This is a genomic window from Haloferula chungangensis (genome assembly GCF_042664875.1).
Lineage (GTDB): Bacteria > Verrucomicrobiota > Verrucomicrobiia > Verrucomicrobiales > Akkermansiaceae > Haloferula > Haloferula chungangensis.
On record NZ_JBHTBS010000004.1, the window covers coordinates 446,081 to 471,415 of the forward strand.

16 protein-coding genes are annotated in these 25,335 nt (G+C 58.6%); 12 read left to right on the forward strand and 4 right to left on the reverse strand.

From position 1 onward, the window contains the following. Positions 1-7: 7 nt before the first annotated feature. Positions 8-466: a bifunctional nuclease family protein gene (locus tag ACFQY0_RS10905; RefSeq protein ID WP_379712198.1), complete on the reverse strand. Its 459-nt coding sequence runs from the start codon at positions 464-466 to the stop codon at positions 8-10. Positions 467-629: 163 nt separating this feature from the next. Between ACFQY0_RS10905 and recJ the strand changes: the two genes are divergently transcribed. Beyond that, a complete protein-coding gene (recJ, locus tag ACFQY0_RS10910) occupies positions 630-2,291 on the forward strand; it encodes a single-stranded-DNA-specific exonuclease RecJ (protein WP_379712200.1) in 1,662 nt (553 codons plus the stop codon). 60 nt (positions 2,292-2,351) lie between these two features. On the opposite strand, the gene ACFQY0_RS10915 is transcribed toward recJ, so the two are convergent. Beyond that, positions 2,352-3,584 carry an LL-diaminopimelate aminotransferase gene (locus ACFQY0_RS10915; RefSeq protein WP_379712202.1) on the reverse strand — a complete coding sequence of 411 codons (1,233 nt, stop codon included), beginning with the start codon at positions 3,582-3,584 and terminating at the stop codon, positions 2,352-2,354. Positions 3,585-3,739: 155 nt separating this feature from the next. On the opposite strand from ACFQY0_RS10915, the gene ACFQY0_RS10920 reads away from it, so the two are divergent. The 10 genes from ACFQY0_RS10920 to ACFQY0_RS10965 all read left to right on the forward strand — a co-directional run bounded on the left by ACFQY0_RS10920 (position 3,740) and on the right by ACFQY0_RS10965 (position 20,426). Further along, positions 3,740-4,924: a glycoside hydrolase family 117 protein gene (locus ACFQY0_RS10920; protein WP_379712204.1), complete on the forward strand. Its 1,185-nt coding sequence runs from the start codon at positions 3,740-3,742 to the stop codon at positions 4,922-4,924. Positions 4,925-4,983: 59 nt separating this feature from the next. Continuing rightward, positions 4,984-6,102 (forward strand): ribosome small subunit-dependent GTPase A, encoded by a 1,119-nt coding sequence (gene rsgA, locus ACFQY0_RS10925; protein ID WP_379712206.1) that lies wholly within the window; start codon positions 4,984-4,986, stop codon positions 6,100-6,102. Between the two features lie 203 nt (positions 6,103-6,305). Beyond that, on the forward strand, positions 6,306-6,848 hold the full coding sequence (locus ACFQY0_RS10930) for a sigma-70 family RNA polymerase sigma factor (protein WP_379712208.1): 543 nt from the start codon (positions 6,306-6,308) through the stop codon (positions 6,846-6,848). After that, entirely contained in the window at positions 6,845-8,326 is a 1,482-nt protein-coding gene (locus ACFQY0_RS10935; protein ID WP_379712210.1) for a FecR family protein, read from the forward strand. Before ACFQY0_RS10930 ends, ACFQY0_RS10935 begins: the two co-directional genes overlap by 4 nt. Positions 8,327-8,363: 37 nt before the next feature. After that, positions 8,364-10,541, forward strand: a complete 2,178-nt coding sequence (locus ACFQY0_RS10940) for an Ig-like domain-containing protein (protein WP_379712212.1) — start codon at positions 8,364-8,366, stop codon at positions 10,539-10,541. A 28-nt stretch (positions 10,542-10,569) separates the two neighbouring features. Continuing rightward, positions 10,570-11,265, forward strand: coding sequence for a PEP-CTERM sorting domain-containing protein (locus ACFQY0_RS10945; RefSeq protein WP_379712214.1), 696 nt, complete (start codon positions 10,570-10,572; stop codon positions 11,263-11,265). Between the two features lie 200 nt (positions 11,266-11,465). Next, positions 11,466-14,540, forward strand: a complete 3,075-nt coding sequence (locus ACFQY0_RS10950) for a sulfatase-like hydrolase/transferase (protein ID WP_379712216.1) — start codon at positions 11,466-11,468, stop codon at positions 14,538-14,540. 98 nt (positions 14,541-14,638) lie between these two features. Continuing rightward, the gene (locus ACFQY0_RS10955; protein WP_379712218.1) at positions 14,639-15,016 is read left to right on the forward strand and encodes a rhodanese-like domain-containing protein; all 378 of its coding nucleotides are present in this window, start codon (positions 14,639-14,641) and stop codon (positions 15,014-15,016) included. A gap of 64 nt (positions 15,017-15,080) precedes the next feature. Next, complete coding sequence (locus ACFQY0_RS10960) at positions 15,081-15,980, forward strand: hypothetical protein (protein ID WP_379712220.1); 900 nt, start codon at positions 15,081-15,083, stop codon at positions 15,978-15,980. A gap of 117 nt (positions 15,981-16,097) precedes the next feature. Beyond that, the gene (locus ACFQY0_RS10965) at positions 16,098-20,426 is read left to right on the forward strand and encodes a PVC-type heme-binding CxxCH protein (RefSeq protein ID WP_379712222.1); all 4,329 of its coding nucleotides are present in this window, start codon (positions 16,098-16,100) and stop codon (positions 20,424-20,426) included. Positions 20,427-20,460: 34 nt separating this feature from the next. On the opposite strand, the gene ACFQY0_RS10970 is transcribed toward ACFQY0_RS10965, so the two are convergent. Next, the gene (locus tag ACFQY0_RS10970; protein WP_379712224.1) at positions 20,461-21,585 is read right to left on the reverse strand and encodes a lactonase family protein; all 1,125 of its coding nucleotides are present in this window, start codon (positions 21,583-21,585) and stop codon (positions 20,461-20,463) included. 60 nt (positions 21,586-21,645) lie between these two features. Beyond that, positions 21,646-23,211, reverse strand: coding sequence for an MFS transporter (locus ACFQY0_RS10975; protein WP_379712226.1), 1,566 nt, complete (start codon positions 23,209-23,211; stop codon positions 21,646-21,648). A 151-nt stretch (positions 23,212-23,362) separates the two neighbouring features. Between ACFQY0_RS10975 and ACFQY0_RS10980 the strand changes: the two genes are divergently transcribed. Beyond that, positions 23,363-25,327, forward strand: a complete 1,965-nt coding sequence (locus tag ACFQY0_RS10980) for a purple acid phosphatase family protein (protein ID WP_379712228.1) — start codon at positions 23,363-23,365, stop codon at positions 25,325-25,327. The last annotated feature ends 8 nt before the right edge of the window (positions 25,328-25,335 follow it).

Consider the following 25,335-nt stretch of genomic DNA (forward strand, 5'->3'; position numbering starts at 1 on the left):
CGTGGGATCACTCCCCGCCGAGGTCCATGCCTTTCGAGCGCATTTCCTCAAGCGCGGAGGACATGTCCTGAAGACCTTCCCAGAGGTCTTTCAGAACGTAGATCGGACAATCGGAGCGCACCGCCAGCGCGATGCAGTCCGATGGCCGGGCGTCGATCTCGACGATCTTGCGCTCCATGATCTCGTTTTCGGCCTCGAGGATCAGGCGGGCGAAGTAGACTTCTTCTTCCACGGCGATGATGACAGCTCGCGAAATCTTGGCGCCGAATCCTTCCATGGCGTTGAGGAAGAGGTCGTGGGTGAGGGGCCGCGGTGGGGTCTGGCCGGCCATCGCGGCATTGATCGAGGCACCGATGGCGATGTCGATGTAGAAGACGATCGCTTTTTTACCATCGCCAAGAAAAACGGCGCAACCAGCAGGAGTGGGCAGCAGGGCAATCGGTTCGACTCGGACGAGGTCAGGCATCCATGGAGGATCACGCGGGAGACGAAAATGCTCAACGGAGAAATTTTGGAGCTTAGAGACTACGGAACAAGGGGCCGCATGATGCGGGCTTGTCGGGGTGAGCAGCACGTCTAGGGTGTCGCTGTTCATGCGACCCCAGCCCACTCATTGGATTCTCCGCGGCGTGCCATTCCAATCGGATGGGCACGACGACGGGCATGAATTCCCCGCGATCCTGAGGCATTTGGTGGCTCAGCGTGGATTGCCGGCTGGTGACGAACTTGAAACTTTTCTGCGTCCACGTTTGCGCGATCTCAGCGATCCTTTCGAGATCGGCGAGATGAAGGAAGCGGTCGATAGGATCCTGCTGGCGGCTGATCGGAAGGAAAAGGTGGTGATTTACGGCGACTACGATGTCGATGGTGTGAGCTCGATTGCGGTAACCCGCAAGGTGCTGCGTGCCTACGGCCTCGAGCCCCGAGCCTTTATCCCGAAGCGCAGCTCGGAAGGCTATGGTCTGAGCAAGGCAGCGATCGCGCGGATGATGAGCGAGGGCGACAAGCCGGATCTGCTGATCAGCGTCGATTGCGGGACGGTTTCGGTCGATGAGATTGCGGAACTGAAGGCGAATGGAGTGGATGTCATCGTCGTCGATCACCACGAACCCGGACCGAACGGGCGTCCGGACGTGGTGGCGCTGGTGAATCCGAAGTGTGGCGGAGGCCCGGCGTATCTTTGTGCGGCGGGCGTTTGTTTCAAGCTGGGCCACGCCTTGCTGAAGACGCGGCCGGTTAAGGATTTTGATCTCAAGGAGCTGCTCGAGCTGGTATCGGTGGCGACGATTGCCGACATCGTGCCGATGATCGGGGAGAATCGTTTGCTGGTGAGGCACGGTTTGAAGCGCCTGCCCAACACACTGAATCCGGGGCTCAAGGCGCTGCAGGAGGTCGCCGGCATGAACGGTCGGGCGACATCGATGGACGTGGGCTTTCGTCTGGGACCACGCTTGAATGCGGCCGGTCGAATGGATGTCCCCGAGGATGCGCTGGCCACGCTTCTAACAGACTGCCGTCGCAAGGCGCAGAATCTGGCGGAGAAGCTGGAGCAGTACAACCGGCGGCGCCAGGCGCACGAGGTGCAGATCCGCCAGGAGGCGATGGCGATGCTCAAGGAAACTTTTGATCCCGAACGCGATGCGGTGATCGTGCTGGGATCGCGGAGCTGGCATCCGGGGGTGGTCGGCATCGTGGCCTCGCGCTTGATGCGTCAGTTCCACAAGCCGACTTTCATCATCGCGATCGATGAAAATGGAGTGGGCAAGGGGAGTGGTCGGAGCATCGAGGGCGTTTCCCTGGTCGAGGCAATCAACGCGACCCGGCATCATCTGGTTGCGGGTGGTGGCCACGACATGGCGGCGGGAATCTCCGTTCACGAAGATAATCTGGATGCCTTCCGCAAGGAGTTCGGAGAGTTCGTTCTGAAGGGCACCAATGAGGAACAGAGGCAGCCGAGGCTTTACGTCGATGCCGAGATTCCGTTCTCGGATCTGTCGTTGGAATTCCTGAAGGATTACGAATTGCTGCAGCCTTTTGGAAACAGCAACCCGCAGCCGATTTTCATGTCCTGCGGAGTGAATTTGAGCCGTCCTCCCGTGCACATGAAGAACCAGCATCTGCGCCTGCATTTACGGCAGGGGTATCACGAGCAGGATGCGGTTTTCTTCGGTGGCGGTGAAGTCAACCTGCCGGATCCGCCTTGGGACATTGCGTTCACCATTGATCGCAACCACTTCCGTGGCAGAACGAGCCTGCAGGTGATCATTCAAGGAGTGAGGGCGGCCGAGTAGGGGCCGCCGCCCAAGGAGCAGAAGGTTCCAGTTTCCGCTCCCTGGTGGCGGAGAAGGCCTTCAGGCAAATGCCGCGGCGATCCGTTTGCAGACTTCTTCGACGTTCTTGCGCGAGTTGAAGGCGGAGATGCGGAAGTAGCCTTCGCCGGCGGAGCCGAAGCCGGCGCCGGGAGTGATGACGACGTTCGCTTCGTTGAGCATCTTGTCGAACATGTCCCACGAGCTGACCCCTTCCGGGCAGGCGACCCAGACGTAGGGGGCGTTCTCGCCGCCAAAGACGGTGAGCCCGGCGGTCTGGCAGGCTTCACGGAGCAGCTTGGCGTTGGTCATGTAGCCTTCGATGAGGGCGCTGACTTGCGCTTTCCCTTCGGCAGAAAAGACGGCGGCGGCTCCCTTTTGCACGGGGTAGGAAGCGCCGTTGAACTTGGTCGAGTGGCGGCGGCTCCAGAGCTGGTGGAGCGGGATGCGGGTGCCGTCGGGCGTGCTGCCGGTGACGCTTTTCGGGATCACGGTGTAGGCGCAGCGCACGCCGGTGAAGCCACCGTTCTTCGAGAAGGAACGGAACTCGAGGCAGCAGTCCTTGGCACCCTCGATTTCGAAAATGGAGCGCGGGATTTCCGGGTCCTGGATGAAGGCTTCGTAGGCGGCGTCGAAGAGGATGATCGAGTCGTTGGCCTTGGCGTAGTCGACCCAGGCCTTGAGCTGTTCGCGGGTGGCGACGGTGCCGGTCGGGTTGTTCGGGAAGCAGAGGTAGATGAGGTCGACCTTTTCCTTGGGAAGATCGGCGACGAAGCCGTTCTCGGCGGTGCAGGGGAGATAGACGAGACCTTCGTAAGCGCCGTTGGCGTCGCCTTCACCGGTGTTGCCGGCCATGACGTTGGTGTCCACGTAGACGGGGTAGACGGGGTCGGTCACGGCGATGGTGTTGCCAGCGCCGAAAATATCGAGGATGTTGCCGGTGTCGCACTTCGAGCCATCGGAAATGAAAACCTCGTCGGCGGAAATGCCGAGATCGGCGAATTGGTTGTCGACGATCGCCTGGCGGAGAAACTCGTAGCCCTGCTCCGGACCATAGCCCTTGAAGGTGGCAGCGTCGCCTTGTTCATCGACGCCTTCATGCATCGCCTTGCGCACGGCTTCGGGCAGGGGCTCGGTGACGTCACCGATACCGCAGCGTATCAGCTTTGCAGCACCTTCAGGATTGGAATCGGTGAAGGCTTTCACCCGGCGACCGATTTCAGGAAAAAGGTAGCCGGCTTTGAGTTTGAGGAAGTTTGCGTTGATCGAGGCCATGTCGGCGGGACGTTTAGCGATGCTTGCTGCCCTCGGCAAGCCCGGGAGAAGGGGGGATGGCACCCAAATCCGCTCCAGAAAATCGCGACATCTGCAAATTCAGACGAAGATTTCGGTTCCCTTCCTCGTATAGCCTGCAATTGTCGACAGTATTCATGAAATTCAAATCTCTCTTCATTACCGCCAGCCTGGGTGCAATTGCCTGTTTTGAGGCAGGAGCCGAGGAAATCGTTCCGACTCAGGAGCAGATCGATCATTTGGGCATTACCAATCCGGACAAGCTCAGTGCGGCGTCGAAGCGGGCCTTGCAATGGCCGGATGTGGGCAATGAGTGGTTCTTCGAGTATGAGGTCTACGATTTGAAGGGCGATTTCGCCTACGAAGAAGGCGTGGTGCGCCGCGATCCGAGCGCGATCATCAAGCATGAGGGGAAATATTACTGCTGGTACACCCGCAGCACCGGCGAGACGCAGGGATTCGGGGGCGATGTGGAAAAGGAGAAGGTCTTTCCCTGGGACCGCTGCGACATCTGGTATGCGACATCCGAGGATGGGCTGACCTGGAAGGAGCAGGGCATGGCGGTCGGACGCGGCGAGCCGGGCGCCTACGATGACCGCTCGGTTTTCACCACGGAGATTATGGTCTGGGAGGGGAAATACTACCTCTGCTATCAGGTGGTGAAATCGCCGTACAACATCCGCGTGCAGGAAAAGGTGGCGCTTGCCTGGGCGGATTCGCCGGACGGGCCATGGACGAAGAGCTCGGAGCCCATTCTCAGCCCGGCGACAAATGGCGTGTGGAAAGGCGAGGAAATGAACCGCTTCCTTGTCGAGAAGAAGGGCGACTTCGACAGCCACAAGACCCACGATCCCTGCATCATCCCCTACAAGGGAAAGTTCTACCTCTACTACAAGGGCGAGCAGATGGGGGAAGAGATCACTTTCGGCGGACGCCAAATCCGCCATGGCGTCGCCATCGCCGACAAGCCGGAAGGCCCCTATGTGAAGTCTCCTTACAACCCGATCAGTAATAGCGGTCACGAGATCTGCGTGTGGCCTTACGATGGCGGCATCGCCTCACTCATCACCACCGATGGTCCGGAGAAGAACACCGTGCAATGGGCACCCGACGGCATCAATTTCGAGATCCGCGGCGTCGTGCCGGGGGCCCCTCACGCCATCGGGATCAATCGCACGCTCGACAGCGAAAAGGCACCATTGGCCGCGCTCGAGTGGGGCCTGACCCATCAGTATAAGACCTACAACTGGCAATACATCCGTGGCTTCAAGATCAAGCAGCGTCGTGACAGCCGTGCGCGAGGCGAAGCGGGGAGAAAGTAGGGCGGGGTCAAAAGCGCTGGGTGGACAGGTCGCCGGAAAGGTCCTAGCATCCGGGCCGAATGACTTTGGCTGAGCTCGGATGGAGTGAAGATTTCGAGCGGGAATTTGCTCCGCATCGGGCGCGCGGCTGGGTGCCGGGGCGTCTGATCCGCGAGACCCCGATCAATTACAGCGCCTTCATCATCGATGATGAGGGAGAACTCGAGGAACTCGATCTGGTGCTTGGTGGCAAGGTGTGGCATGACGCGACGAATGACGCCGAGCTGCCGGCGGTCGGCGACTGGGTGGCGATCGAGTATGGCAACGAAGATGTCGACCACGTGATCCGTGCGCGGCTTTCGAGGCGATCCTGTTTTTCCCGGAAGATGCCGGGGAAAACGACCGAGGAGCAGGTGATCGGCACGAATGTGGACGTGGTCACCGTCGTGACTGACCCGGGTCCCGACCACAATCCACGGCGGATGGAGCGCTATTTTACCCTGATCGGTCGCAGCGGCGCGAAGCCAGTGGTGCTGATCAACAAGAGCGATGCTTTCCCAAAAGAGCAGTGCGAGGAGGCCGCAAGCGATCTTCGGGAACTTTGCCCTGAAGCGGACATTCACATCACCAGTGCCTTGAAGGGCGACGGATTGAAGGTGCTCGAATCCTACCTGAAACCGGGAATTACGATGTGCATCGTAGGTTCGAGCGGTGTGGGGAAATCGACCTTGGTCAACCAGCTCTACGGCGACGACTGGCAGTGGGTGAGTGAGGTCAACGATGTGACCGGCAAGGGCAGGCACACGACGACAACGCGCGAGCTGGTGCCGCTCTCGGGAGGGGGCATGCTCATCGACAATCCCGGCATGCGGGAGATCCAGATGTGGACCGATGAAAAAACGCTGCGCGACAGTTTTTCCGACGTCGAGCAGATCGCCAGCCAGTGCAAGTTCCACGACTGCAAGCACGGTACCGACAAGGGCTGTGCGATTCGGGCGGCGGTCGAGTCAGGCGAACTGGACGTGGAACGATTGGAGAGCTTCCTCAAACTCGATGACGAAATCGAGGAGCTGAAGCGTCGCGCCAAGAAGCGCCAGATGACCACCGAACGGCGGGCGAAGCGCAACACCCGTATCAAGGCGCGAAATCTCAACGACCGCATCGAGTGGGAGCGCGAGCAGCGCGGCGAGTGGCGCTAGCGGACCAAGGTCGGGATGTCAGGCCCTACGTCGAAGGCCGTTGCGCACCGCCAGGGATCTCCATCTCCCCCTTCGCTCGGAGTCTTTCGCCTATCGATTGGTGCAGCATGTCTGAATAACAAAAATCATTCTGTAACGTTTCGGGGTTTGCGATGCTTTCCTAGATGGAACGAATGCCCCAATTGTCGAACAGCAACCCAACCATGCCTGCCGCATCGGACGAATCCGATGCGAACCAGCTGCAGGAATTCGTCACCCAATTGACGAAGAACCAAGGCCGGATCCGCGCTTTCATCGTGTCACTGATGCCAGGAAGTCCTGACATTGGAGATGTCCTCCAGGAAACCAATCTGGTGCTGTGGAAAAGCCGCGAGCGATTCAAGCCGGGAACGAACTTCCTTGCTTGGGCGTTCAAAGTTGCCCGCTTGGAGGTGCTCCATCAAAGGGGGCGCTCGAAGCGCCATGGCCGCATCCTCCTTTCCGAGCAGTTGTTGGACCTGATTGCCGAGGAAATGCCCGGCGCCGAAGATTACGAGGCTTATCTCCATGCATTGGATCAGTGCAAATCCAAGCTCTCGAAGAAGCAACGCGAGTTGATTGAAGTCCGCTACCAACCGGGGCGCTCACTCGAGCAACTCGCCGTTCAGACCGGGCGCAAGGCCTCGGCGTTACGCGTCGCCCTGCTACGAATTCGCACGGTCCTCAGGCTCTGCGTCGAACAGTCCCTCCTCCAGCGCCCGACATGACGCCCGAACAGCTCGCCACGCAAAACCAGATTCTCCAATTGCTAGATGGCGAATTGGACGAAGAGAGCGCGCGCCTGCTCGACAAGGAATTGCGGACGAATGGCGAATCCCGCAGGCTTTATATTCAGTTGTCGACGCTTCACAGCGCGCTTGAGGAACAGGAAAGCGCTCGCTCGAGCACCGGGCGGGTGCCCGTGGTTCCCGTTGAGCGGCTTCTTGAGAGCCAACGGCGCCGGATCCTTTCAAAGGCGCTGCTGGCGACGGCTGCCGTGCTGCTCCTTTCGGCGGTGGTCCTGTGGGTCAAATTGGTTCCCGCTTCCGCGCCGGTAGCGAGTTTCCGGTTGGCTGCGGAGTCTGCTTATGTTTTGAGCCATGCCGAAGGAGAAGAGGCACCTGAGGGTCACGTGCTGGACACGGGATCCCGACTGCAGCTGACGGAAGGAGTGTTGGAAGCGAGCTTCAAGTCGGGAGTGAAGTGCGTGATCAAGGCTCCTTGCGAACTGGCGGTCCTCGCTGATGACCGGGTCTCCATCCCTGAAGGAGTCGCCTGGTTTCATGTCCCGCCGCAGGGGGTTGGCTTCACTGTCGAACTTCCCCACCTGACCGTGACAGATCTCGGCACCGAGTTCGGAGTTTCAGCTCCTGCCAAAGGAGACAATGAAGTCCATGTCATGACTGGCCGCGTGAGGGTGCTTCAAAGGGATGCGACTCACGGGCCGGTGGAACTGATTGCCGGCGAGGCGAGGCTATCGGGGCCCGGGGGAGCTCTGATCGAGATTCCCGTTCGAGCGGAACGATTCATGGATGCCCTGCCTCAGCGTCCGTCACGACTGATTTCAAATGGCAACCTGAATGTGCCTGTTGACCAGTACGAGGACAACTCGGGAGACACCGTGTTCCGCCTCGACCCCACGACTCTCCGGGTTCTCGCAAATGGCGAGGATACCGAAATTCAGTCCAATGAATGGCTATGGAGCAGCCTCACGCGGGGATTCCAATACAGTGAAAACGGTGGCACGAGTGGCGACAGCGGGGCCTTTATTGAGGGCGCTCCAAGCCACCTCCTCGGCTACATGAGACCGCGTGCCGTTGCTCAATTTTCCAAGGACCTCAAGGCAACCCAAGGCTCCCGCACCCTTCGCATGGAAGTCCTTCTCGATGACAACAGCCGTGCCGGCAGGCTGACCTTACTGGTCGAACTCCTGGCTTGGAACTCGGACCAAACCGGGCCGGAGCTCAGCATGGGCGGGCCCCATGCCAATGAACCGACTTACCATGTCACGCGGCTGAACGACGCGACAGCCCTCCTGCACACCGAGATCCCTGCTGTGAGCATTGCCGACAACGCGTGGGAGACCATCGATCTCGGCACCGTGGATCTGGCGGACGGCTACGACTTCTACGCGTGGCGAATTGGCGTGGTGTCCGCCACCACCAAAGACCGCTTCGCTTTCGACAATCTCCGCATCGCCTATTGATTGAAACCAAAACTGACAAACCCACCAAAACCCTAACATGAAAACCTTCAGAAATCGGCTGGCCGCACCCATTTTTGCGGCCCTCGCCTGCAGTTTTCCCGGTCTATTTCCATTCGCCCAAGCTGAAACTTTCGACCTCGTCGAGTTTCAGACCGTCGACTTCAACAACCTCTTCCCCGCCAACGGCTCGAACAATATTGATGTCTTCGACTCAACGGGCACCACTTCCGCCACGGCGGCACCCTTCGACACCACGGCCTATGTCCGATCATCGGTCAACAGTAACGCCGCATTTGTGCCACGAAGAGCCCAGCTCTATCTTCAGTTCGACCTGAGCGGCCTGGGCCAGGACACGATCGCCCGAGCCACCTTGGACTTCAGCGCCTACTCCCTGAACGATCTCACCGCAGCGGTGAACAGCCCAGAGCTGTTCGTCTCTCAGCTCGCCGGCGACTGGTCGCCCAGCGGGGACGAGGGCACCCTCAATCCGGTCTTCGATCCCGTGCTCTACGAAACCGTCAGCGGTGGAGGTGTCACCAGCGGAACGGGAACCGATCTTTATACGGGAGGTGGATTCACACCGGGAACCTTTCGCAACACCACGGTCTACTCGGTGGATGTGACAAACATCGTCAGAAACTGGCAGGATGGCGATCCGAACCATGGCCTCCATCTGGAACTCGGCGATTCGGTCTCCTTCAACCAGGGCATCGGAATCGATCCCTCCAGCCTGAAGCTCAACGTCATCGCTGCTGACACCCCGGTCCCGACGCTTTCCACCGACTTTTCGAGCGTGACCACAGACTACACGGTGTACGTTGACTTCAGCGAAGACGTTAGCGGACTGGAATCCGATGATTTCACCGTGATCAATGGCAGCGCGTCTACACTTGTCGGGTCGGGAGCAAACTACACGCTCACGATCTCTCCCACCACCGCAGGGAACGTCGAGATCACCCTTCCGGCGGATGCGGTCAACGCCACAGTCGGCGGATCAGGCAACGTGGTGTCGAACACCTTGATTACCCTCTATGATCCTCCAGCTCCTCCGAGTGTCACCTTGTCCACTCCAGCCGGGCTCTTTGATCAGTTCACCGTCAATGTCGTTTTCGACGAGGCAGTAGCCGGTCTGGAGGATGCGGACTTCGTGGTCACCAACGGCTACGCTTCGGATCTGATGGGAACAGGTGCCACCTACTCGATCAAAATTACCGCTGACTCCACAGGCAGTATTGAAGTGACTCTGCCCGCTGACTCCGTCACGGATCTCGACGATGGACTCGGCAATCTGGAGTCGAACACCCTGGCCGTCGTCAACAACCCTGCCGATTCCGCCCTGACGAATTTCATCAATGGAAACCTGAACAACCCCGTGCCGGCGATTCCCGGAACCACTTCGGGAAACACGCCCTACTACCTCGATCCGACCACCAACATCGTTCAGTCGGAAGTGGGGGGAGACAGCGTCCGAGCGAATCAGTGGGTGCTCCCCACCGCCTCCAGTGGCTTCGTCTTTGGTGCGGACAGCGGTTCGGCAGGGATGGGAGATGGCGCCATGATCGGAAGTGGAAGCTACAACGCAAGACCCCGCGCGGTCTTTTATTTTGCCGACGATAACAAGGAGTCCACCGGTCTGCTTGATTTCGGCATGGACGTGTTCCTCGACGACAACTCCCCGGAGAACGACCTCAAGTTCCTGGTGGAAATTTATGCATGGAACGACGAGGAAATCGAACCGCGACTCAGTTGGGGCGGCCCGACTGCCAACGTTGCCACTTACAACCTGACCGACCTCGGCGAGGCCGTCACCCTCCTCAACAGGCAAGTGCTGGCCTCATCCGCGGCCGATGCCTCATGGCAGACGCTTGCGCTCGGCTCGGCCGATGTCGGTGCGGGATACGATAACTATGTCTGGAGGATCGGGGTCATGGGCGCCACCAATGGCGATGTTTTCGCTTTTGATAACGTCACCGTCTCGGTCGGTACGCCAGCTCCGGAAATCACGTCGATCAGCCGCGCACCGACTGGAGTGGTTTCCATTGAGTTCACCTCCAGCGCCGGGAATGTCGATGTCTACCGTTCGACGGACCTGTTAGATTTTGGCGACAGCCCGATCGACAGCGATGTGCCCCCCGGAAGCTACATCGATGGCACCGCGATCAGCTTGCCCAAAGCCTTTTACATCCTCGTCCCAACCGGCGATCCCGCTCCCTGAAAACCTGAACTAAACCCGATATATAAAAATGATCATCAATCGAAGAAAATCCATCCTGCCTATCGTCCCCGCATTAGCGATTTCGTTGCTGGTCATGGATGAAAGCGCGCATGCTGCGACAGTCACGACTGAATTCAGCGCCGCCGGCACGTTTTCGACTATAGCCAATCCGGCTCTAGACGACCTGGCGAATGGCCTGGGTTTCGGCTCGGGTATTTCGAGATTCCACACGACAGGCAACATCACCGGCGAGTCCCTCACGGATGGTGACATCGTCCCGACCGGATTTGGTGTCAACGCAAGTAACAACACCGTGGATGTTCGATACAAGATCGACCTCGGCAGTTCGATCCTGATATCGAGTGTGAATTCCTACTCTTGGGGAAACCCGACTCGTGCAGAGCAGGATTTCACCCTCTATGGGAGTTCCGATCCCGCAGCAGCGACGGATTTTGATCCAACAAATCCAATTTGGACAGCCATCGCGAGTGTCGATCTGGACAACAACCCTGCGAACGGCTGGGGAGGTTCCAGCATTACCGATATCAACGCGTCCTATCAATATCTGATGTGGGACACTCAGGCCATCAATTTGGCCAGCTCGACCCAACAGGAACATACGATCTGGAAGGAGTTCGACGTGATCGCGGTTCCTGAACCGACCACTCTGGCGATGGCCTCCCTTGCCCTGCTGGGAACGCTGAGAAGGCGCCGCAGCCGCTAGGCATGTCACGGCATCCGGCCAACGGATTCACTAACAGCACTCGCCCCACCAGCCATGGCAGGGCGGGTGCCTTTTTTCTCAACGGCTTGGTTTCTTGATGAATCTCAACTGCGCTAGTCACGCAGGCAAACTCCGATTGATCAGCGACTCCCGGATCCCGGACGCAAGGCAATGAAACGAATGAAAGAAGTCGCCAAACCATGAAAACCCCACACTCCATCCTTATCGCTTGCGGATTCCTCGCGCTGGTCCCGGCCGCTGCCCGCAATCTCGACCCCGCCAAACCCAACGTCATTTTCATCTACTACGATGACATGGGTTATTCCGACATGGGGATTTACCGCGCGGACCAGTCCAGTCCGTCGCTTACTCCGAATCTGGATTCCTTCGCATCCGAGGCCCTGCGCTTCACTGCCGGGCATTCCGCCGATGCCGTTTGCACGCCGTCCCGCTATGCGCACGTCACGGGGCGCTATGCCTGGAGGACCACGCTGAAGACCGGCGTCAATGGCGGTTACACTCCGACCCTGATTGAAGATGACCGCTTCACCTTTCCCAAGATGTTCCAATCGTTGGGTTACCACACTTCGATGGTCGGCAAATGGCATGTCGGCATGCAGTTCTTCGACCCGCAAGGCAATCCCATCGGCGACCTTGGCAACAACACCACCGCCCTCGCGAACAACCTGATCGATTTCTCACGTCCGCTTGAGGACACCCCCTTTCACTGCGGTTTCAGCTACTACTTCGGCACCCCCGCCTCGCTCGACATGCCACCCTACCTGTGGATTGAAAACGACCAGGCACTGGTCAAGGGTGGCATGGTGGTCAATGGCAGCGTCGATTTCTCACAGGCCGTCCCGGCGACCAACGCCGCCCTTGCTGAAGGCAGACCGCCCACCACCGGAAACACGACCAAGACCCTCCGCAACGGTGCCTACGATCCTGACTTCATCGTCAATGACTACCTGCAGGTGCAAGCGGCCAAGGTGGCGCAGATCCTCGCCGAGCGCGCCGATGACAGCCAGCCTTTCTACATCTACATCCCGATGCCGGCCCCCCACAGCCCGTGGTCGATCCAGGATCAGTTCCTCGACTCCGCCGCGTTCAACTACGGCAGGTACTTGCGTCAGACCGATCACTACACCGGCATGATCCTCGACGCCCTGGAAGACCCCGACGGCGATCCTGAAACCGACGACAGTCTGGCGGGAAACACCGTGGTCTTCATTTCCAGTGACAATGGCCCGGAGCGATTCTCGATGGAGGAAAGCGTGCCGAACGGCTACGACGGCAACGGGATCTTCCGCGGGGTGAAACGCGACAACTGGGAGGGCGGAACCCGCGTCCCCTTCCTTGTCCGCTGGCCCGGAGTGGTGAGCCCCGGCGTCACCAATTTCGCTTGTTGGCAAGGCGACTTCTTCGCCTCGATGGCCGATTTCCTGCGTTACGATTTCGCGCCCGACGAGGCCCCGGATGCGGAGAGTTTCCTGCCCATTCTGAAGGACCAAAGCATGCCTGCAGCGCGGCGACCGGGGACCGTCCAGCACTCGATCAACGGGCAGTTCGCGATCGTGGATTCCAATGGTGAATACAAGCTCCTCGATGGCACCGGCAGCGGTGGGTACACCGCCACCTACGACACCGACAACATCCTTCAATCCAACACCGGCGGCAGCATTCGGGGGACGCCACGACAACTTTTCAATCTTCTCACCGATCCGGGGGAGACATCCAACCTGCTCCTCAGTCCCACGCAGGCAGCCCTGGACAAGGAGGCCGAGCTCTATGCCCTGCTCAATGAGATCCGCGGTAATACCACCCTGGGCACGGACGGCGACTCGAAGGTTCCCCCTCTCGATAGTGATGGCGATGGCCTGGCGAACTACTATGAAAACCTCTATCCGATGGTCCTCGATCGCGACGACCCGGACGATGCGGATGTCGATGAGGAGCCCGACGGCTTGAGCAATCTGGAGGAGTTCGCTCTGGGAACCAGTCCCATGGACCCGGATACCGACGGAGACCGGCTGAGCGATTTCGAGGAAGCGGTGACTTTCGGAACCCTGCCGCTCAATCCTCACTCCGATGGGGACTCTCTTCCTGATGGCGACGAGGTCTTCCGCTGGGGGACCGATCCTCTTCTCAGTGATACCGATAGCGACGGTGCCAATGACGACTTTGAACTCCAGGTCTTCACCAACCCGCTTAATGCCGACAGCGTTCCCGGTGACGGAAGCGATCTCATCTCCATCGCACTGAGTCCCTCGGAGCTCGTGCTTGCCGGTCTCAACGGCAATGCCACTGATCCTTCCTACCAGCCCGACAATTTTGATCTCAGTCCCCTCACGATCCGTGAACGAGAAGGCAGCAACCCTCAATGGCGGACCCGGATGTTCTTCAAGTTTGATCTGTCGACGGTTCCCGGATCGCTGGAGAGCGCCAGTCTCCGCCTTCACCAATTCAACCGTCTCAATGAAGTCAACTGGGAGGACATCGAGCTCGCCGTCGTGGATCAGGCATGGAGCGACACCCCCGGCAGCTATCCGCTTTTCAGCAGCACTCCCGTCAAGGATGCCACCACGATTGGCAACAATCGCGACTTCGGAACGGCCATCGATGCCTCGGGCTTCTTCAGCGGAACTCCCGGCACGCCGGGAAGCGACGCCGGCTTTGACGTCACCCCCATGGTTACCAATTGGTTGTCGGGCAACACACCCAATCACGGCTGGCGTCTCGCCTTTGCGGCTCCATTCAATGGCGGATCCGCTTTTTCAAAAGACGATGATCCCGCCACACCTGATCAGAACGAAGCCTTCCAGCTTCTACTCAACTTCCGAACCGCTTCCCACGCAGACGTCGACGAGGACAACGACTTGCTGTTGGACGATTACGAGTTGTCCCACTTCGGGGACCTCTCTGAATCCGGCGATGGCGATGCCGACAAGGACGGACGAAGCAACCTTGTCGAACAAGCGCTGGGAAACGATGTCAGTGGCGTGGAGCAGAGCAGACCCTACGGATTCGATTTCAGCGATCCCGAGGATGTCTCCTTTTTCTACCATCGCTATCGTGAGGCGGGATTGGGCGTCGAGGTCCGTTTCTCCGAAGATCTCGAGAGCTGGCATCCCTACACCAGGTATTTCCATGCGCTGCCCGGTTCTGTCGGAAGCGATCTGGGATCCGACTATGAAAAGGTGAAGCTCACCCCGGTCGGGAACCTTCCGAGCAGCCTATTCGTCGACTTTGTCATCCACACACTGCGCCCCGAGTAGCGTGATGAAAGTCTCCGGCAGCGGCCACTTCCGCTGCCCGGATGTACTTTGCGCTCGAGAACATTGCCATCGGCGGGGTTCGATGTATTTTCGAACGTATGAAAACTTTGAAGAAGGTCCTCTGGCTTTGGTTGGCGATGAGTTTGGCGGTTTTTGCGGAGACCAAGAAAGTCGAGGTCGAGGAGGCAGAAAAGCTGGTGACGGATAAGGCGCAGGTGCTCGACGTGCGTACTCAGGAAGAGTGGGATGAAGGCCACCTCGATGGGGCCGTGCGAGTGGATTTCAATGAGAAGAACTTTGGGGAAAAAGTGCTCAAGACGCTGGATCCGAAGAAGCCGGTGCTGATCTACTGCAACAGCGGTGGAAGGAGCGGACGTGCCACCGAAGCGATGGACAAGCTGGGCTTTAAAGTCATCTACGACCTCGATGGAGGCATCAAGGCTTGGAAAAAAGCCGGAAACAAGGTGGTCAAATAGACAGTGTCACCCCGCTCTTCGACCTTGATTCCTTAAGGATCCCTAAGTATTTCTCTTCTCGCGCATGGCGGCGAAGAAGAAACAGATCAAACTGGGATCGAAGACGGGCAACCACCGCCGTCGCAGCCGACCGCCGTTTTCGGAGGTCCTGAAGCTCGCCGACGCGCGGGCGCGTGCCTCGGTGAATCGTCCGAGTAACCGTCGCGCCTTGAAGTCGGTGCGTGCCGCGATCGCGGGGACCATTGAGATTGAGGAATCACCGGGCATGGCCTTGCGGATGGGCCGCTGGCTTCTCGGCTTAATGCTGTTGCCTTTCTGCGGGGTCACGAGCTGGACCTTTTTCAGTCTTTTTTCCGATGTCACCCTGAGGCACGAATTCTGGCAAACGACCGCTTTCTGGTACTTTGCGACTGGTGGCTTGCTGATGACCGGGTGGTTTGCGACGGGCTTGCTGGGTGACTTTTTCCTCTACCTCTACGTGCTGGGTCATGAGCTCACGCATATCGTTTTCATCTGGATGTTCCGTGGCACGGTGAGCGACTGGGGGGTGAGCGTGGATGGCGGCTACGTGACCACGGACAAGTCGAACATCGTGATCGCGCTGGCGCCGTATTTCGTGCCGCTGTGGGCAGCCCTGGTGGTCGCGGGATTTGCGGCAGTCGGCTATTTCATCGAGTTGCCCGGCGCGGCGATGAAGTCGCTGTTCGGATTACTGGGTTTTTTCTGGGCCTTTCACCTGCTCTGGACCCTGTGGATGATCCCACGTGACCAGCCGGACTTGCGGGAAAACGGCACCTTCTTATCCCTGACGATCATCTATCTGGCCAACCTCTTGATTCTGGTAGCGCTGATGTGTCTGGCATCGGACGACATGAGTTTCCGCGGCTTCGCCAGGGAATGGCTGGCGAATGCCCGGGAGGCTGGTGAGGGCGTGGAAATGATGCTCCGTCGGCTGCTGAGATGATTCGCCGGGCTGGACCCGACGATGATTTGTAGGACAACTTTTTTTGAGCTGGAGCAAGATGCGTGAGATGCGGCGCGTAGGTGACGCTCACAACTGCAGGAATTCTCACCCTTACCCATGATCAAGCGCCCTATTTTTCCTTTGCTCGCCGTTTTGCTGAGCACTTCACTTGTTGACGCTGAGTCACTTCAGCTCAAAGGAGCTCCGGACAAGCCGGGCAATGGCAAGCACATTGTCCTGCTGGCAGGCGACGAGGAATACCGCTCCGAGGAGGCCTGTCCGATGCTGGCGAAGATTCTTTCGACGCACCACGGCTTCGACACCACCGTCCTATTTTCGCAGGATGCGGACGGAAACATCGATCCTAACAGCTCAAGCAACATTCCGGGGACGAAGGCGATCGATTCCGCCGATCTGGTGATTACCGGGCTGCGTTTCCGTGATCTCCCCGATGCACAACTGCAGCCCTTGGCCGACTACTTGAATGCCGGCAAGCCGATCTTTGGATTCCGCACTTCGACCCATGCCTTCAAGACGAAGAGCAAGCTTGGAGGGATCGACTGGAACAATTTCGGCCCCGAAATCCTCGGCGAAGGATGGGCGGGCCATTATGGAAAGCATGCCGTGGAAGGTGCGCGGGGAGTACCCAATGCCGGTTACCTTGGCCACCCGATCCTCCATGGGGTCCAGGATGTTTTCGTGGAAAGCGATGTCTACGGTGTCAAACGCGTGACGGAAGAGAACGCGACGATCCTCATGCATGGGGTGGTAACCGCGAATCTGCTTCCGGATTCTTACCAGGTCACGGGCAAGGAACCTCAGCCATCCCTATGGATCCGCCAGTATCAAACGCCGCAGGGCGGGAAAGGAAAAGCGGTTTGCAGCACGATGGGGGCATCGAGCGACCTCGACAACGAGGGTCTGCGGCGACTCTTCGTCAATACCGCCTTCTACCTGACGGGAGTGGAAGTGCCGGTCAAAGCGGACGTCACCATCGTCGATCCATTTGAGCCAAGCCGCTTCCAGTTCATGCGCGAGAAGGGCTACTTCAAGAAGCTCGGCTTGAAGCCAGCGGACTTCGGATACGGCAAGTCACCAACAACCGGCAACCCAATCTCGACTTTGGTCAAGGTTCCTCGTGAGACCGGCAAGGTCGATGAGGGGGATGGCGATGAGCCGAAGTTTGCCGATATCCCAGGGCCGAAGATCATTTCCACCATCACCCCAACCAAACTCCAGCAGGAGAAAGGCCGGCGACCGAAGTACTATCAGCCGAAGAAGCTGGACGGTGGCGCTGCCGAGCCGGTCGAGCTGCCGCTCACTCCGGAAAAGGGCGAGACCGTGGTGCTGTTAGGAAACTCGCTGGCTGAGCGAATGAATCATTTCGACCATTTCGAAGGGGCTGTGCACGCGAGTTTCCCAGGCAGGGACATCACCTTCCGCAACATGGGGTTTCCAGGGCACACCCCGGGATTCCGTCCGGAAGCGGGAAACGATAATCCCTGGGCGTTTCCCGGCGCTAATAAGTTCCGTCCGGACATTCACAAGCATTTCGGCAACGGTCACTATCCGCATCCGGATGAATGGCTGACCATCCTCAGCGCGGACACGATCATCGCCTTCTTTGGCTTCAATGAGTCCTTCGCAGGAATGGAGGGTCTGGGAAATTTCCGCAATGAGCTTGCGGGCTTTGTCGACCACACGCTGAAGCAGGGCTACAACTACAAAAAGGCCCCGAAGCTGGTGTTGGCGACCCCGACGGCGACAGAGGACCTGACGCAGTATTCGTTGCCGGATGCCTCCGCACGCAACGAGGTGCTCGCAGCCTATGCGAAGGTTGTCAGGGAAGTGGCTGAGGAAAAGAATGTCGGCTTCGTCGAGCTCTTCGAGCCCTCGAGCAAGTGGACCAACTTCACGATCAATGGCGTGCATCTCAATGAGGAGGGCTACGCAAAGCTGTCGCCGATCCTCATGGAGGCTGTCTTCGGAAAGAAGGAGGTCCCACGGCCCAGTGAGGCACTGAAGCAGGCGATCAAGGACAAGAACTGGTTCTGGAAAAACGACTACCGGGTGATCAATGGCGTGCACGTCTACGGAGGACGCTGGGCGCCTTATGGTAACTTCAACTATCCCGAGGAGATTGAGAAAGTCCGCCAGATGACGGTGCTTCGTGACCAGGAGATCTGGGCTGCGGCACAGGGGAAGGACATCAAGCCGGATGACGCGCTGACCCGTCCGCTATCGAAGGTCGAAACCAACTACGCACCGAGTTCGAAGAACGGGGTGCTGGACTACCTTGAAGAAGCCGAGGCAATGAAGAAGTTCACATTGCCCGATGGCTACGAGGTTTCGACCTTCGCGACGGAAGCGATGTTTCCCAATCTCGCCAACCCAATGCAGATGCGCTTCGACAACAAGGGTCGCTTGTGGGTGTCGACGATGCCAAGCTATCCGCAGTACCGTCCGGGTGATCCAAAGCCGAATGACAAGATCCTGATTTATGAAGACACCGATGGCGACGGCCGTGCCGACAAGGAGACGGTGTGGGCGGATGGGCTGAGCATTCCGATCGGCTTTTCGTTTGCACCTGAAGGGGTGTATCTGACCGATGGTGCGCATCTCGTGCTGCTCCAGGATACCGACGGTGATGACCGGGCTGATCAAAAGGATTTCCTGCTCGATGGTTTCGATCCGCATGACTCGCATCACTCGTTCTCGGCCTTCGATGTCGACAACGGGGGCGGCATTTTCATGCTGGAAGGACGCTTCCTCCACTCGCAGGTGGAAACTCCTTACGGGCCCCAGCGGATGACGGATGGCGGTGCCTGGCGCTTCGATCCGCATTCATGGAAGGTGGAGCGAGTGGTCCAGACCGATGTGAGCAATCCGTGGGGCATGGCGCATGATGAGTATGGGCAGAATATTCTCAATGATGCCTCGGGCGGCGTGCAACTCTGGGTGGGCGGATACAGCGTCAAGATGCCTCATGGAGCCGAAATTCCCAGGGTGGAGAAGTTCAACTATGAACATCATGCACGGCCGACGTCGGGCAGCGAATTCATCTACTCGAGCCATTTTCCCGACGACGTCCAAGGGGACTACATCTATGGCAACACGATCGGATTCCTCGGGATCAAGCAGTTCCAGGTCGAGGAGGATGGTCCTGAGATCAAGGGCAGGCATCGTCAGGATTTGATCAGTTCGAGCGACGGAAATTTCCGCCCGGCGGACCTTGAGTTTGCCTTCGATGGCTCGCTCTATTTCCTCGACTGGCACAACGCGCTGATCGGGCACATGCAGCATTCGGGTCGTGATCCGAATCGCTCTTCGGAGTATGGAAGAATCTACAGGATCACCTATCCCTCGCGCCCTTTCGCCAGAATTCCGGAAATTCACGGAGCATCGATCGACGTGCTCTTTGAGAATATGAAGCTTCCGGAATTGCAGGCACGCAAGCGCTCGCATCTCGAACTCCGTGGGCGGAAAAGTGAGGAAGTGATTCCCGCTGCACTGAAGTTTGCGAAGGACAATGCTGCGGACGAAAGGCTGGTGCTCGAGGCCTTGTGGGCCACTTGGGGCCAGAATCAGACGTCGACCGAGCTTCTCGACGCCTGCTTTAAAGCGAAGGATCATCGGGTGCGTAGTGCTGCTGCACGGGTAGTGCGACACAGTCTTCACCTGCTCGACGAGCCGGAGAAATACCTGTTGCTGGCTGCCGCAGACGAACATCCACGGGTGCGGATTGAAGCGCTTTCCGCTGCGAGTTGGCTGGGGGGTGCGAAGGGCGCGGAGGTTCTTCTAACCGTGGCGGCCCAACCTCGAGAAAAGTGGATCAACAACTCGCTGAACTCGGCGATGCTGTTGCTCAAACCGGAGGTCGAGAAACTTCTCAACAACGGAGGATTCGATCGCAACACCATCCCGAGCCTGGATCTCCTGCTGGCCGGAGAACTCAAGGGGGCCGAGGTCGAGGAGAATTTCATGACTCGATCGAAGCGTCGCCGTGCAAGATCCGACAAGTCCTTCGCGAAGACCTACGAACTGGGCAGAACGATCTTCAATAAGGAAGGCTCCTGCGTGACCTGCCACCAGGAAAGCGGCGATGGTCTGAAAGAGATCTATCCACCGATTTCCAGTGGCGAGTGGGTGACGGGTGACAAGGACCGCCTGATCAAGCTCGTGCTGCACGGCATCTGGGGGAAGATCGAAGTGAACGGAAAAGTCTACGATCCTGAGAAAGGCGTGCCGCCGATGACGGCGGTGGGCGCCATGTTCAATGACAAGGAAGTCGCCGCCGTGCTGACATACGTGCGCAGCAGTTGGGGCAACGATGCGTCGGACGTGAGTGAGGAAGAAGTGAAGGCGATCCGCTCGGCGACCAAGGACCGGAAGATGTTTTACACCCCGGAAGAACTTCTCAAGGAGCATCCATTTCCCAAGAAGTGAGGAAAAGCTCGCGGCTCCAGTCGCGAAGCTCGCTTCAATCTTCCTTCAGGAAGACGTAGCACATCGGAGAAGGGCAGGGGATGTTGTCTCCTGCCTTTTTCAGTGCTCCGGTCTCGGCATCGATGGAGAAGATCGCGATGTCATTCGAGTTCTGTCCGCCGGTGATGAGCCACTTGCCGCTGGGGGAAAGATTGATGTTCCGCGGGATGGAGACGGTGGCGGGGACGGACGAGAGACGATTCAGTGAGCCGTCTTCCTCCACTTCGAAAACCGTAATCGAGTCGTTGCCCTTGTTCCTGGTGTCGCGGTTGGCGGTGTAGACGAATTTGCCGTTCGGATGGACGCGGATTTCGGAGCAGGACATGCCTTCGAGCTTCGAATCCGCGGGCAGGGTCGAGAGGTCCTGAACGCGTTCCAGCTGGCCGTCTGTTAGGCGCTTGAAGACCGAGACGCTGGTGTTGAGTTCGTTGAGGACGTAGATGCGTTTTCCGTCCTTGCTGAACTTCAAGTGGCGCGGGCCGGAGCCGGGCGGGACTTCGGCGTGACCGGCTTTTTCGAGAGCTCCACTGGTGGTGTCGATCTTGTAGATCTCGATCTTGTCGGTGCCGAGATCGGGGGCGTAGGCGTACTGGTTGTCGGGATCGGCGAAAATCGAGTGGGCGTGGGGTTCCTTCTGGCGCTGCGGGTTGGCGCTGCTGCCTTCGTGTTTGAAGAACGAGACGAGTGGCGCGAGCGAGCCGTCGCTGCCAATGGACGTGCTGCCGACTGAGCCGCCGCCGTAGTCGGCGAACATGGCGACCTTGCCGGTGTGATCGAAGCTGACATGGCAGGCACCCTTGCCTTGGGCGGAGGTTTCGCCCGTCAGGGTGAGTGAGCGATCCTCGCCAATGGAGAACAGGCTGAGGGTTCCGGCTCCCTTTTTCTGGCTGGTCGAAAGCAGCGACTTGCCGTCGGGACTCAGGGCCTGGAAGCCGGTGCCCGCGAGCTCGACGATTTGCTTGGGCGGGCTGATCTTGCCGCTGTCCTCATCGAGCGAGGAAAGGTAGATGCCGCCATCTTTGCCTTTGCCGGTGCTGCCGATGTAGAAGTCGATGCTTTCCGCAAAGGTGGCGGAACCGAGAAGCAGGAGGGTGCTGAAGGACAAGGATGCGGTATTCATGATCGTGAGGCTGGCAAAGCGGCGTGCGCTTGCCAACCTACGAGAGAGGCATCGACCTTCTTACTTGCTGGCCAGGGCGTCCTGAATCTCCTCGATGCTCATGTTCTTTGTTTCCCGCAGGGTGAAGAAGAGGATCAGCAGACCGGCGGCGACGGTGCCGGCGTAGAAGAGGAAAATCGAGGTCATGCCCATGTGCTCGAGCTGCCAGGGGAAGAACATCTGGACGAGCCAGCTGGTGAGGCTGGTGACAATGGTGAAGAAAGGAATCGCTGCACCGCGGACCGAGACCGGGAAAATTTCGGAAAACAGCACCCACATCACGGGGCCGACGGAGAAGTGGAAGGCGGCGACGAAGCTCAGGATGCCGATGAGCACCAGCATGGCATTCATCTTGATCGATTTCTCGACGAGGAAGTTCAGCTGGCTCAGGGCATCGGCTTCACCGATGGCTTCCTTGACGGCCGTCTTGAAGGCAATGTCGTTGGCGAACTCCACGCCGACGAGTGGCTGAAGTCGTTCCGCGTCCTCGATTTCCACGAGCTCGCTGATCGTCTCGGCGGGCAGGGTGTAGCGCGCTTGCTTGAAGGCGAAGGCGCAGAGTCCGAGGCTGGCGATGATCCAGACCATGCCCCAGATGATCAGCGGGCGGCGTCCGAGTTTATCAACTAACAGAAGTCCGAGGACGGTGAAGGCGAGCCCGACGAGCCCGATCCAGATGGCTTGGGAAAAGGCCGCGTCTTCACCAACTCCGAGCTGCTTGAAGACGGTCTGGGCGTAAAAGAGGATCGCGTTGATGCCGGTCGTTTGCTGGGCGATGGCGATCGTCATGGCGATGATCATGGTCAGCCGCATCCGCTTGCCGAAGACCTCCTTCATCTGGGAAAGGATCGAGTGATCACTGGAGGATTTGGCGAGGCTTTCCTGAATTTCGGCAACGTGGGCGTCGATACTTTCTTCGGACTGGAGCTTCTTCAGTCGGAGTTTCGCGTCTTCCACGCGGCCGCGATAGACGAGCCATGGCGGGCTTTCAGGGATGAAGAGCAGCAGGACGAACCAGAGGATCGCGAAGGGGATTTCGGAACCGAGCATCCACTGCCAGGTGTGGGTGTCGATCTTCGCGGCCGTGACCCACTCCGCATCCGAGTTCGCCCAGTGATGGATGAGGTAGTTGATGAAATAGGCGGCGGACAGTCCGACCACGATATTGATCTGGGTCATCGAGACGAGCTTGCCGCGCCATTTGGAAGGAGCGATTTCACCGATGTACATCGAGGCCAGCGAGATCGAGGTGAAGGCGAGGCCGCCGAGGAAACGGGCAGTGACGAGCATCGTGTAACTCGTGGCGAAGGCGGAGGCGAAGGCCGAAATGATGTAGAGGACCGCGACCGAGAGAATGGCCTTTTTCCGTCCGAAGCGGTCACTCACAAAGCTGGCGAAGGGCAGCGCGAGCAGCACGCCGAGGGCCGGCGCACTCACTGCGGTTCCTTTCTGTGCGGCCGTCAGCCCGAAGTCCACGGCAATCAGGTCGATCGCACCGGAGATCAGCGCGGCATCAATTCCGAAGAGGAGGCCACCCATGGCGACGATTGTCGCATAGAAGAAGGATGCTTTTTTAGCAGCGCGCATGAGTTTTAGTATTCAATCGGCTATTTCTTGAAAGCTTTGATTGAGACTTCGTTGATAAAGCCGACAGCGCGTCGGACGGCGTGTCGTTGATAGGATCGGGAATGGCGGGGGCGTAAGGGGGAGGATGACTTTCCGAGCTTTGACATTTCTGATGCTGCTATCGAGTGCCGCTCATGCGATTGAAGTGACGCGCGGACCCTACCTGCAGCTGGCTCATGAGCGGGGCGTGACGATTGTGTGGCGGACCGACCAAGCTCTCAAACAGCCAAAGGTGTTGTTTCAGGAGGCCGGGAAGGATGGGATTTTGACGTGTTCTGGTGACGCGATCCTGCGTCGCAGTATGGAGGGTGAATCCAACCTGCACAGCGCCCCGAAGGGATCGGTGCAGTATGAGGCCAAACTGGACGGCCTGAAGCCTCTAACAACCTACCGATACGTGCTTTATGATGGGGCGGATGCGCTGACGGAAGGCGGCTTGGAGTTTCGCTTCAGGACTCACCCGCGGATTGGCGTCGTGACGCCCGCGCGGATCTGGGTGGTGGGAGATTCCGGCACGGGAGAACTGCACCAGCGGATGGTCAACAAGGCCATGCTCTCCTACACCGAAAACAGCAGCCGACCGCTGGACTTCTACCTTCATGTCGGAGACATGGCTTATGGCCAAGGGACCGACGATCAATTCCAGAAGAAATTCTTCGAGCCCTACGAAGAGACGCTTCGCAATACGGTGTGCTGGGGTTCACTGGGCAATCACGAAGGAAAGACATCAAATGGTGGCACGGGGATCGGGCCGTTCTTCGACGCCTATGTCTGCCCGACGGCGGGAGAAGCGGGTGGCGTGCCTTCGGGGCAGGAGTCCTTTTATTCATTCGACTACGGCGACATTCATCTGATCTGCCTCAATTCCTACGACATCGATCGCTCGCCTCAGGGCGAGATGGCGCAGTGGCTGGTGCGCGATCTGGCGGCGACCCAGGCACGCTGGATCATCGGCTTCTGGCATCACCCGCCCTACACCAAGGGCACGCACGACAGCGATAAGGAGGTGGAGTTGATCGAGATGCGGAAATACATCATGCCGATCCTTGAAGCGGGTGGGGTGGATTTGGTGCTTTGCGGTCATTCCCATATTTACGAACGCTCCATGCTGATCGACGGGGCCTATGCGACGCCGACCAGCGCGGAGGGCGTCATCCTGGATGATCGGGATGGAGATCCTGATGGCGATGGACCCTATCGAAAAAGCGGCGTCGTGACACCGCACAATGGAACGGTGGCGGTGGTGACAGGTCATGGGGGAGCGCTTGGCCGCAACGCGAAGGGGATTTCTCCGATCATGCGCAGCATTGTGTTAGATCATGGTTCGACGATTCTGGATGTGGACGGGGATACCCTTGTGGGAACCATGTTGGACCTCAAGGGGAAGGAGCGGGACCGGTTTTCGATCGTGAAAGAAGGCGTGGTGAATCATCAGGTGATGACGGATCCCTGGACACCGACGGAGAAGACCCAGGAGCGCACAGGCGCGGGGGTTCTGGGTTCACCCAAGACCATTGCGGCGGCAAAAGAAGCCCGCAAAGCCGGCATGAAGAACATCGGGAAATTGATGCCGGAAGGAAGCAAACCCATCATTCCGGCAGGCGCGGTGTGGGACTACCTGGCTGGAGGAGATGGCCCTGAGACCGAAATGTGGACCCAGCTCGGATTTGATGCTCGGGAGGAAGAATGGAAGTCCGGGAAGGCGGGCTTCGGCTACGGCGATGGCGATGACCAAACGGTTCTCAAAGACATGAGGAACCAGTACAGCGTGATCTTCATCCGCCGGGAATTCGTGATCCCCCAGGGAAGCGATCCCAAGAAGCTCGGCCTGCTTATCAATTACGACGATGGCTTTGTGCTGCACGTCAACGGCCGCGAACTTCTGTCGAAAGGCGTGACAAGAGGAAAGGGAGGCAAGGTGGCGAATCACGAGGCAAGTGGCGCCGACTATTTTCCTCTAACAGAATTCTCCGACGCTTTCCGGGTCGGTAAAAATGTCATCGCGCTGGAGGGCCACAACGTGAGCAAATCCAGCAGCGATCTGAGCCTCGACCCCGTCCTGATGATTGAGCCCTAGTGTTGGAT